Source organism: Commensalibacter sp. ESL0382 (genome assembly GCF_009725775.1).
Taxonomy (GTDB): Bacteria; Pseudomonadota; Alphaproteobacteria; order Acetobacterales; family Acetobacteraceae; genus Commensalibacter; species Commensalibacter melissae.
Window position 1 is genome coordinate 17,975 of sequence record NZ_WNII01000003.1, and the last position, 10,677, is coordinate 28,651.

The window sequence follows — 10,677 nt, forward strand, 5'->3', positions numbered from 1 at the left end:
AAAAAAACTCATTACAATTTGTAATGAGTTTTTTATTTAAATGAATAAATAATATTCAATGACATTTGCTATTGCATTTACTGCAGCTGCTACAACCTGACGTTTGCTGAGTATTGCAGTGTTTCAAGGCCCATTGCTGGCTTATTGCGGGGGCATGGATGCGTTTAAGCACATAAGCAGTTCCTAGCCATATGAATTTGCCAATTATTGGAAAAAACCGGTTTAACCAGTAAAAAATACATAAAACAATAATAAAAAGAACAAGATTATTTTGCATTGGATTTTTCCTAATTTATTTTGGGTGTTTTTTTTGTTATAAGTCATTTTGTTAAAATTATAAAATCTTAATGGTATAAATTTCGAATTTGATAACTCATTTTAGAGAAAGTTAGTATTGTGTCTAAAAAAATCATGGTTACGTTTGCTGGTCGAGAAAAAAGAATGTCGGTTCTCAGTGATTATGTTCACGAGATGTTAAAAGAAGGAACTATAGATGAATGGCATATTTGGGATTTTACTCGTAATGAATCAGATAGAAATTTTTTGAAAAAATTGGGTTCTGTAAAATTTTTACATGGCCATTCAGGTTATCAATATTGTCGAGATATAAATTGTAATTCTTCGGTGAGAATACCTATAAGAATCCCTTCAGAACTTTATCTAGCTTTCGTCCCGGAAAAGGGAGATTATTTTATTGAAGCTTTAATAGGGGGATGGAACAATGGTCAAACAAGAATACGTATTGTAGATAAAAAGGCTTTTTTATCTTATGAACGCTCGTCCGATGATAAATCTTATATTTTTATTCAAGGAACACCGGGTGTTTTATCAGATGGTTTGGTCAATAATATTAGTATTAAAAGGGATATTCATGGTAATACCACTGTGGAAGTTGATGATTATCATTTTCGGATTCCATCAAAATATACGCATCATAATAAGTTTTCTATTTATATGCGTACAGATTTTGATAGAACCTTGGAGTTTGTACATAATAACGATAAAATAAAGCGTTTTATTGGAAATGTGTATGAAAATTCTCCTTATTACCGTGCCTATCATTATTACGCTTCTAGATATGATCAATTTGAAAATGATATTTTTTTAAAATGTGATGATGATATTGTTTATATTGAGCTTGATAAAATAAAAGATTTTATTGAATTTACTAAAAAGAACGAGCAATATTTTGTTGTTTCAGCTAATGTTGTTAATAATGCGACCTGCGCTTATTTGCAACAAAAAAATAAAGTGGTTCCTGAAACTGTAGGGCATTATGAAAATCCACGGGAAGGCGTTTACGGTTCGTTATGGGAAAGTGGAAAAAATGCAGAAAAATTACATAATTATTTTATAGATAATAATGCCAGTTCATTGCCTTTAGAAAAACAATTCATGGAATTTAACACACGTTATTCTATTAATTTTATTGCTTGGCGTGGTGAGAAATTGAGATATATGTCTTTGCCTCCTTATGCTGATGACGAGTTTTATTTAACGGCTGTTATTCCTCAATATCTAAATAAAAAAACAGCGATTTATTCTGATTTTATGGTGGCTCATCTTACTTTTAACCCTCAAGAAAAAACAATGGATGTGGATAAAGTTATTAAACGCTATGATCAATTAAAAAAAGATAAATATAAAATTTAATGTTCTATTAATTATGTAGAAATATAATTAAAAACTGATTTATTAAATTAAATCAGTTTTTAATTAATAGAAAAATAATTCAAGAAAAAAATGATGCGATATGCCAGGTAGTAAAGGAGGCAAAATAAGCCATGAAAAACAGATAACAGGCTGTCATTATGACCATCTTCCAGGAAGAGGTTTCTTTTTTTATAACCGCCAACGTAGAAAAGCATTGTGGAGCAAAAATATACCAGGCCAGAAAGGAAAGTCCTGTTGCTATACTCCATTGTGTTGAAAGAAAATGAACCAGTTGGCCCGGTGCATCAGAATCAACACCAGCTATGGAATAAACAGTTGCAAGAGACGTAACAGCAACCTCTCTGGCTGCCAATCCAAGAATAAGCGCAACACATATTTCCCAGTTAAAACCAATGGGTGCAAAAAGGGGTTGAATCCAGTGACCTATAATACCGGCAAAACTCCAATCAATGGCTGGACCTTGTGCACCAGCAGGCGGTTTTGGAAAACTTGATAAAGCCCATAAAAGGATGCTGACCGTTAAGATGATTGTTCCTACGCGATTAACAAAGATTTCAATCCTTTGCCATAATCCAAACAAAATGTTCCGAACACTTGGAAAACGGTAAGAGGGAAGTTCTAGTAAAAGGGTGTTATCATATGATTTTTTTCGTTTTTTGAGAAGTAAGGCCACTAAAAAGGCACTTGCGATTCCTAGTAGATAAAGACCAAACAGGACAAGACCTTGCAGGTTGAATATTATCCCGATAGTTTTATGAGGGATAAAGGCACTGATTAGTAAAGCATAAACTGGTAGTCGTGCGGAACAAGTCATCAGAGGTGCAATGAGAATGGTAACTAGACGATCTCTAGCGCTAGGTATTGTCCGGGTTGCCATGATACCGGGAATTGCACAGGCAAAACTGGATAATAATGGGATGAAAGAACGACCATTTAATCCAACAGAAGCCATAATGCGGTCAAGTAAGAAGGCTGCTCTGGGCAAATACCCGGATTCTTCTAAGAATAAAATCCACAGGAAGAGAACAAGAATTTGAGGTAAAAAGGCGAATGTTGTTCCCACCCCCGCAAAAACACCATCAATAATTAAACTTCTCAAGGGACCTGTCGGTAATAAGTTAGCTATGATTTTTCCAAGCCAGCCTGTCAAATCCTGTATGCCATCCATAAAGGGTTGGGCCCATGAAAAAACGGCCTGGAACATGATAAATAATAAAATGAGAAGGATTAAGGGACCAATAATGGGATGTAAAACCCATCGATCAATTTTTTCATCAAGCAGAACAGAATTTTCAGAAGAATTATGGACGCATTTCAGGAGAATTTTGCGTACTTCGACATGTAAATCGGTTTGATTATCAAGATCAATTGTTGGAATTTTAAAAGAGGTGTCGATATTGTCGACAAGTTTTTTAATTCCGTTTTTTTGGGTTCCTATTGTGGGGATAATGCAAATGCCCAAAATTGATTCTAGTTTTGGAATATCTATGTCGATTTTACGTTTTTTTGCAATGTCACTCATGTTTAGAGCGATCATCATTGGGCGCTTAAGACGGCAAATTTCAAGGGCGAATCTTAAATGTAGTCGCAAATTTGTTGCATCAATAACGCAGATCAAGGCATCTGGTGGGGGTTCGTTACGATAGTTCCCCATGCAAATATCCCTGGTGACTGCTTCATCAAGGCTGGTTGCTTTTAAACTGTATGCCCCCGGTAAATCGATAAGGGTAATCCTGTTTTTGGAGGGTGTGACGAATTGTCCCTCCTTACGTTCCACGGTGACCCCGGCATAATTGGCGACTTTCTGTCTACTTCCGGTCAATTGATTGAATAAAGCGGTTTTTCCGCAATTTGGATTGCCCACTAAAGCTATCTTGGAAATAGGGAATATGGATGATTCAGGCATAAATTAACAATCCAAATGTAAAATGATTCTGGCCGCTTCAGAACGGCGCAGCGCAAAACGGGTCGATCCGATTTGTACAGCAATAGGATTTGAGCCAAATGGCCCAAAGGCAATGATTTTGACAATTTCGCCTGGTACGAAGCCTAAATCACGTAAACGGTCTGCAATAGGATCAGGAGAAGAAAATTCTTCGACATGATCAATAACACTTGATTTCCCTGGGGAAAGCATACTTAAATTTGGAACAGTCATTATTTAAATTGAACTTAACTCTATCATTAAGAATGATTTGCGTTCTTAATAATATGGCAGAAAATTCCTGTTATGTCATCAATTTTGAATTTTATTTTATTTATGATGATTCTTATTCATTTATCGGAAGGATTGGTATAAAATAAATAAATGAAAAGAAAAAATTTTCTTTTTACTCGATAAGTTGAGTTCATGCAATAATGAGTTTGTAATGAAATGATACTTATTTTTTGAAAATTGATTTTTTTGCGAAGGAACGCTGCCTCATAAGAGGGGCAAAACTTTGGCAGGCATGTTGCCTAATTTTAAAAGGGACATAAATTTATGAATATCGAAAAATTTACTGAACGTTCAAGAGGGTTTCTTCAAGCGGCACAGACAATTGCAATTCGTGACTTTCATCAGCAATTAACGCCTCAGCATTTACTGAAAGCGTTGTTGGATGATGAGGAAGGAGCCGCAGCTTCCTTAATACGTGCAGCTGGCGGGGAACCCGCCATTGTCAAAACAACGGTTGAACATTCATTGGATTCCATGCCAAAAGTTCAGGGCGATGGTGCTGGACAGCCTCAAGCCATGCCAGAATTGGTTCGTGTCTTGGATGGCGCGGAAAAAGAGGCCACGAAGGCCGGAGACGAGTATGTTGCTCAGGATCGCCTGTTACTTGCCTTGGCTGCATCTGAAACACCAGCTGGTCAGGCCCTTCAAAAAGGGGGTGTTACAGCTCAAAATCTGGCAAGAGCGATTGATACTATTCGGAAAGGTCGTAAGGTTGACAGCCAGAATGCGGAGGCTTCCTTTGATGCGTTAAAAAAATATGCACGGGATATGACAGAGGTTGCCCGGCAAGGAAAATTGGATCCAGTGATTGGGAGAGATGAGGAAATTCGTCGAACGATTCAGGTCTTGGCTCGACGTACCAAAAATAACCCTGTGCTTATAGGTGAGCCTGGAGTTGGTAAAACTGCAATTGTTGAAGGTTTGGCATCACGGATCGTAAATGGTGACGTTCCAGAGGCATTGAAGAATAAACAGTTATTAGCCTTGGATTTGGGTGCCTTGGTTGCAGGGGCTAAATATCGGGGTGAATTTGAGGAACGTTTGAAGGCTATATTAAAAGAAGTTGAAGCTGCGGCTGGAAAAGTCATATTGTTTATTGATGAAATGCATACATTGGTTGGTGCGGGACGTAGTGATGGAGCAATGGATGCATCAAATCTCATTAAACCTGAGCTGGCACGTGGTACTTTGCATTGTATTGGTGCGACAACCCTGGATGAATATCGCAAATATATTGAAAAAGATGCGGCTTTGGCACGGCGGTTTCAGCCTGTCTTTGTCGGGGAGCCATCAGTAGCGGATACGATTTCAATTTTGCGGGGTATTTCTGAAAAATATGAATTGCATCACGGGGTGCGGATCAGTGATAGTGCTCTGGTGGCAGCGGCAACTTTATCCAATCGTTATATCACAGATCGATTTTTGCCGGATAAAGCAATTGATCTGGTAGATGAAGCCGCAAGTCGGTTACGGATGCAGATTGATAGCAAGCCAGAAGCGCTTGATGAGCTGGATCGTCGTTTGATTCAACTAAAAATTGAGCGTGAAGCTTTGAAAAGGGAGGAAGATTCAGCCAGTCGTGACCGTTTGGAAGCATTGGAGGTTGAGATTGCTGATTTAGAAGAAAAATCAAATGCAATGACTGCGGCCTGGCATGCTGAAAAGAATAAGGTTAATGATGTTCAAAAATTGCAGGAACAGCTGGATCAGGCCCGTTCAGAAGTTGAGGTTGCACAACGCCAAGGTAATTTGGCCCAAGCCTCTAAATTGATGTATGGTGTTATTCCAGAACTTCAAAAGAAAATTGAGGGTTTGCAAACCAAACAGCATGAACATCCGGATCAGGCGAATTTGGTTTCCAAATCAGTGACTGAAAATGAGATCGCGGCGGTTGTATCTCGGTGGACAGGTATTCCAGTGGATAAAATGCTGGAAGGGGAAAGGGCTAAGCTTTTACGAATGGAAGACGAGCTTCGTAAACGTGTCGTAGGGCAGGAACCCGCCTTGAAAGCGGTTGCAAATGCTGTACGTCGGGCACGAGCAGGATTGCAGGATCCAAACCGGCCTATTGGCTCTTTTTTATTCCTGGGTCCAACTGGAGTAGGTAAAACCGAACTGGCAAAAGCGCTTGCTTCATTCCTTTTTGATGACGAAAAAGCGATATTGCGTGTTGATATGAGTGAATTCATGGAAAAACATGCAGTTGCACGGTTGATTGGTGCCCCTCCCGGTTATGTTGGCTATGAAGAAGGGGGTGTTTTGACAGAAGCTATTCGCAGGAGACCTTATCAGGTTATTTTGTTTGATGAGGTTGAAAAGGCTCATGAGGATGTCTTTAACGTATTATTGCAGGTTCTTGATGATGGACGTTTAACAGATGGTCAAGGGCGAACCGTAGATTTTCGTAATACGATTATAATCTTGACAAGCAATCTTGGTTCTGAAATTTTGGCTAATCAGACAGAAGGTGAGTCAACAGAGCTTGTACAGGCTGAAGTTATGAAAGTTGTACGTGCCCACTTTCGTCCTGAATTTCTCAATCGTTTGGATGAAGTTGTTTTGTTCAGTCGATTGCAAAAGGCTGATATGGCAAAAATTGTGGATATACAATTACAGCGTTTACAAGGATTGCTTGAGGATCGTAAAATTAGGCTTGATCTGGATGAAAAAGCACATGCGTGGCTGGAGGAAGCTGGATATGATCCGGTTTATGGTGCACGTCCTCTAAAACGTGTCATACAACGAAATTTGCAAAATCAATTGGCAGAATTATTGTTGCAAGGCGATGTTTATGATGGGGATACTATTTCAATCAGTGCCAATGAGGCTGGTTTATTAATTCAGGGTAAATCAGTTATAGACAAAGCCTGATTTTCGTTAAAACTGGTTGAGTTCATTTCAACCAGTTTTTATTTATGATTATATTAAATATTGTTTAGCTTGTATAATATACGGACAGATAAATAAGTTTGATCTGATAGGATGTCTTTTATTATGGGAATTAAAAGATTTACCTTTTGTCCATCATGAAATTGGATGTTCGATAGGTATCTATGCTGACAAAAATTGATCGGTTTGACTAATAGAAACCTTTGCTTGTCTTTTGTCATTTCATTGGATGGGTTTAATCTTTTATAGATTCTATATGAGAATATTCTTTATAGAATTATAGTTGTACCAGATAATCTATTAATTTGGTAATTTTTATATATAAAATCTATAGGTAAAACAGTCTGATTAACATATTGAAGTTTTCTTATATTTTTCTAAAATTAACAATTAAATTTATAAAATTGGATCGCTTTTAATTTTTTCATATCATAAATATTAATAAATTATTTAATAACTAAAAATTAAATTATTAGTTATTAAAATTAATTTTAAAATATATATTTATAATGGGTTAATAAACCGTCTTTTTATTTTTATTGAGCTAAATTCAAATTGCTTATTATTTTTACCCAAATAATGCCCTTGAGGACAACCGGTTCCTATTGATAAGGTGTCATGATAGTTAAAGAATCTAACATGATACATATAAAAATTGTTTTTTAAAGGTGTTGCAGTAGCAAATACTGTATGAGGATGTATCGTTTTATCATTATTTTCATAGATTGTGCATAAATCTATCCCCCCCCATTGTTGAATATGCATACCAATTTTGGGGTCTGAAGAGGGATATTTTTTTGCTATGATTTCCAGATCAATTTCCATATTCTGTAATTTTGGATCATGAATACGGATTAGATGATAATTATTTTGGTCGCCATCTGCAAAAGCGTAATTATCATTTTCTAAAGGTGTAAAGGTTGCATCATCAGCAGCTTGCCAGTCTTTTAAATTGTAATCTAATGTTATCCATGGATTTCCAATGGTTTTTGAATTACAAATGTTATCAAGAAAGATTTGTGTACTTGCAATCTGTTTTTGATGTTGCTCTCTGAATTTCGGTCTGTTCCAAATAACTTCCGTTGAATGGGACAAATATTGAATGTGATCATTATTTGGAATGGAAAAATTATTGGATCTACCATGACAAATATTGGGGAAAAACCAAGGTAGCAAACCTTCTTCAATATGCCTGGCAATAATCATATTTAATATGGATTGGTCGGCACAGAACCATTTGAAATTGGGGCTTTTTTCTTCTTCTTTTGTAGGAGGAAGAATATATTCTTTTACCCTGCACATTGCCAACCAGTCCAGTAAGATATCAAATGCAAAATCAGACACTTTTGCGATAATATTGTTGGCAATCAGTAAAGGAAAATTTTGAACAAAAAGTGAATTTCCCCCTATTTCTTCAATTTGTCTGATGGAACAAAAATCAGAGGCTTTTAAAACTTGTTCTGTAAGCTCCCTGCCAATATAAAAATCACAAAAATTCAAGGCTTTATTGATAATCGTATTTATACTTTGTATAACAAGGCGCAGGGTTGGGTATTTGGCAATATTTGCATCAAGGTAAAAAATGACATCATCTTTTTCCATGGTTGAAAGAGCATGCAAAATAGTAAAGGGTTTCCAGCTGAATAATCCAAATTTGTGTGTATTAGGATTATTTCCCAGATTGTATTTATCAGGATATGCTTTAACTAATTCTCCCGCACCCATTTGATATAGTCGTTTGGGTGTATAAGCATCGAATTCGTGGCCAGCTTCTTCGACAAGTGATCGAACAGTTCTGACAACTTTTGTTAAATCACTTCCTTCGTCATTTGGGTTGCCTTCAGTATAAAAAACAACAAATTTAATACGCATATAGCTACCTTATTTATTTTACATAGTTTAATTATTTGTAATTAAATTGAAGTTAAAATTTAATTAATATTTGTTTTGTAAATTATTCAAAAATTTTTCCGCTATTTGGAAAAACATATATCACAAATTTAATGATAGTTACATCTCAAAAAATATTTAATTTAATACTTGCAATCGCAAAAACCTGAGTTTCCTACATCTGATAAGGTTTTGATTATTATTCTATGATATCATTAAAACCCATGGAATGGAAATAAACAACCAGGTGACAAGGAAAAGAAGACCGAAGATAAAACCTAGTCTCCACCAAACCGAATTAGGGATAAACCCACTTCCATAATAGACAGCACTTGGTTCAGCGGCATAGGGAGTGACAATTCCCATAAATCCTAAAAGGGGAAGGATCAACAAAACATAATGATGAATATTAATTCCAGGAATGTGACTGGCGGCCCCGAGGAAGATGGGTAATAATGCAGCCGCATGGGCGGTATTACTTGCAAAGAAATAGTGTAGGCTATAGTAAATGCATAAAAGTAGAATCATTGCTGCGAGAGGTGAAAAATGAATGATATAAACGCTAATTAATTGACCAAACCAATTAATAAAGCCTGATTTGTTTAATCCGGAAGCAAAGGCGATCAAGGTTGCCAACCAGGTGAAAATATTCCATGCAGCTTTATTTTCCACGATATCATTCCATGTTAATAATTGGCTAATTAACATTGCTGAAACCACAACAATGCCTACCAGTGGAGGTGTAATAAATTTCCCACCTAAAATCCATAAAAGCAGTGCGCAAGTTACAAAAAAAATCAGTAACATTTCTTTTGCGGTTAAGGATCCTAACAGTTGTAATTCTTTATTGGCCCAGGTTGGAATGGCAGTGCCGGATTTAATTTCCGGCTTACAAAGATGATAACTCAATAAGGGAGAAATGGTAATCAAGACAAAGCAGGCTGGTAAGGTTACCATGAACCATTCCATCCATGTAATATTAATGCCGATGATTTTATTGACCATGCTGATTGACAAAAGATTAGGTGCCAGTGCGGTCATAAAAAATGAACTGGTAATGGAAGTTGAAACAATTCCTGTCCACATTAAATATGTACCAATTTTTTTTCGTGATGAATCAAAAGGGCGGGAATTATATAAAGGAGGTAGGTGACTAAGAACAGGATAAATAATGCCAGCACTACGTGCGGTACTTGATATGGTAAAGGGGGCAAGGATTGTATCTGTAAAAGTAATTGCATATCCTAGAGCCAAAGTATTTTTACCAAGTGATCGAACGAGTAATAAGGCGATGCGTTTTCCTAGTCCTGTTTTGTCGTAGGCGAGTGCAAAGGTAAATGCTCCGAAAATCAGCCATACGGTTGGGTTGGAAAATCCTGAAACAGCCCATTCAAATGCATTGACGGTTGGTTTAAATCCAGGCTGGACCAATTCTTCGGAACTAAATAGAACATATGGTCCAAATAGGGCAGCAACGGAAATACCGATTAATCCAATGGCGCCACCAGGTAGGGGTTCTAAAATAAGCCCGACAATACATCCCAAAAAAATGGCAAAAAATCTCCATGCATGAGGTTCAAGCCCATGAGGGACTGGAATGATCAGGATGATTAATGTTGCAAGAATAGGACATAAACAGCGAAGGGCCTTACTCATACCGTGATCCTTATTTATTTTTAAATGTATAATATGCTGGAAATAAAATAAATTTCGTAATGAATTTTTGGTTATTAAAAAGAAATTTTAGTAAACTTTTAGTTATAAATTTTATAAAATTATTTCTTATTTTTAGATAGTTACGATATTTTTAAACATCAAAAAAATGTTCTTGATTAAAGGGGGAGGTATACCTTTTACTTCGTTTAAGTAAATGACTTACAAAAATATCAAGTCTAATTTAGATAAAACCAGATGCTATTGGAAACATTTTTTATTTTACTGTTGATGAGGTTGATATAGCGAATGATTAATTTTGGTTAAGTTATTGAAATTGTGCTGGTTGCCAC

Annotated in this window: 7 protein-coding genes; 2 read left to right on the top strand and 5 right to left on the bottom strand. The window is 36.4% G+C overall.

The window, feature by feature from the left end:
- Positions 1-55: 55 nt before the first annotated feature.
- A complete protein-coding gene (locus GM552_RS00750; RefSeq protein ID WP_155564854.1) occupies positions 56-277 on the bottom strand; it encodes a DUF6587 family protein in 222 nt (73 codons plus the stop codon).
- A gap of 119 nt (positions 278-396) precedes the next feature.
- On the opposite strand from GM552_RS00750, the gene GM552_RS00755 reads away from it, so the two are divergent.
- Complete coding sequence (locus tag GM552_RS00755) at positions 397-1,653, top strand: hypothetical protein (RefSeq protein WP_155564855.1); 1,257 nt, start codon at positions 397-399, stop codon at positions 1,651-1,653.
- A 79-nt stretch (positions 1,654-1,732) separates the two neighbouring features.
- Here the strand turns inward: GM552_RS00755 and feoB are convergent, their stop codons facing one another.
- Both feoB and GM552_RS00765 read right to left on the bottom strand, forming a co-directional pair.
- Entirely contained in the window at positions 1,733-3,580 is a 1,848-nt protein-coding gene (gene feoB / locus GM552_RS00760; RefSeq protein WP_155564856.1) for a ferrous iron transport protein B, read from the bottom strand.
- Positions 3,581-3,583: 3 nt separating this feature from the next.
- Entirely contained in the window at positions 3,584-3,832 is a 249-nt protein-coding gene (locus tag GM552_RS00765) for a FeoA family protein (RefSeq protein WP_110439607.1), read from the bottom strand.
- 324 nt (positions 3,833-4,156) lie between these two features.
- On the opposite strand from GM552_RS00765, the gene clpB reads away from it, so the two are divergent.
- Positions 4,157-6,763, top strand: a complete 2,607-nt coding sequence (gene clpB, locus GM552_RS00770) for an ATP-dependent chaperone ClpB (RefSeq protein WP_155564857.1) — start codon at positions 4,157-4,159, stop codon at positions 6,761-6,763.
- 522 nt (positions 6,764-7,285) lie between these two features.
- Here the strand turns inward: clpB and GM552_RS00775 are convergent.
- Both GM552_RS00775 and GM552_RS00780 read right to left on the bottom strand, forming a co-directional pair.
- Positions 7,286-8,653 (bottom strand): hypothetical protein, encoded by a 1,368-nt coding sequence (locus GM552_RS00775; RefSeq protein WP_155564858.1) that lies wholly within the window; start codon positions 8,651-8,653, stop codon positions 7,286-7,288.
- A gap of 222 nt (positions 8,654-8,875) precedes the next feature.
- Positions 8,876-10,327 (bottom strand): DASS family sodium-coupled anion symporter, encoded by a 1,452-nt coding sequence (locus GM552_RS00780; RefSeq protein WP_155564859.1) that lies wholly within the window; start codon positions 10,325-10,327, stop codon positions 8,876-8,878.
- Between the last annotated feature and the right edge of the window lie 350 nt (positions 10,328-10,677).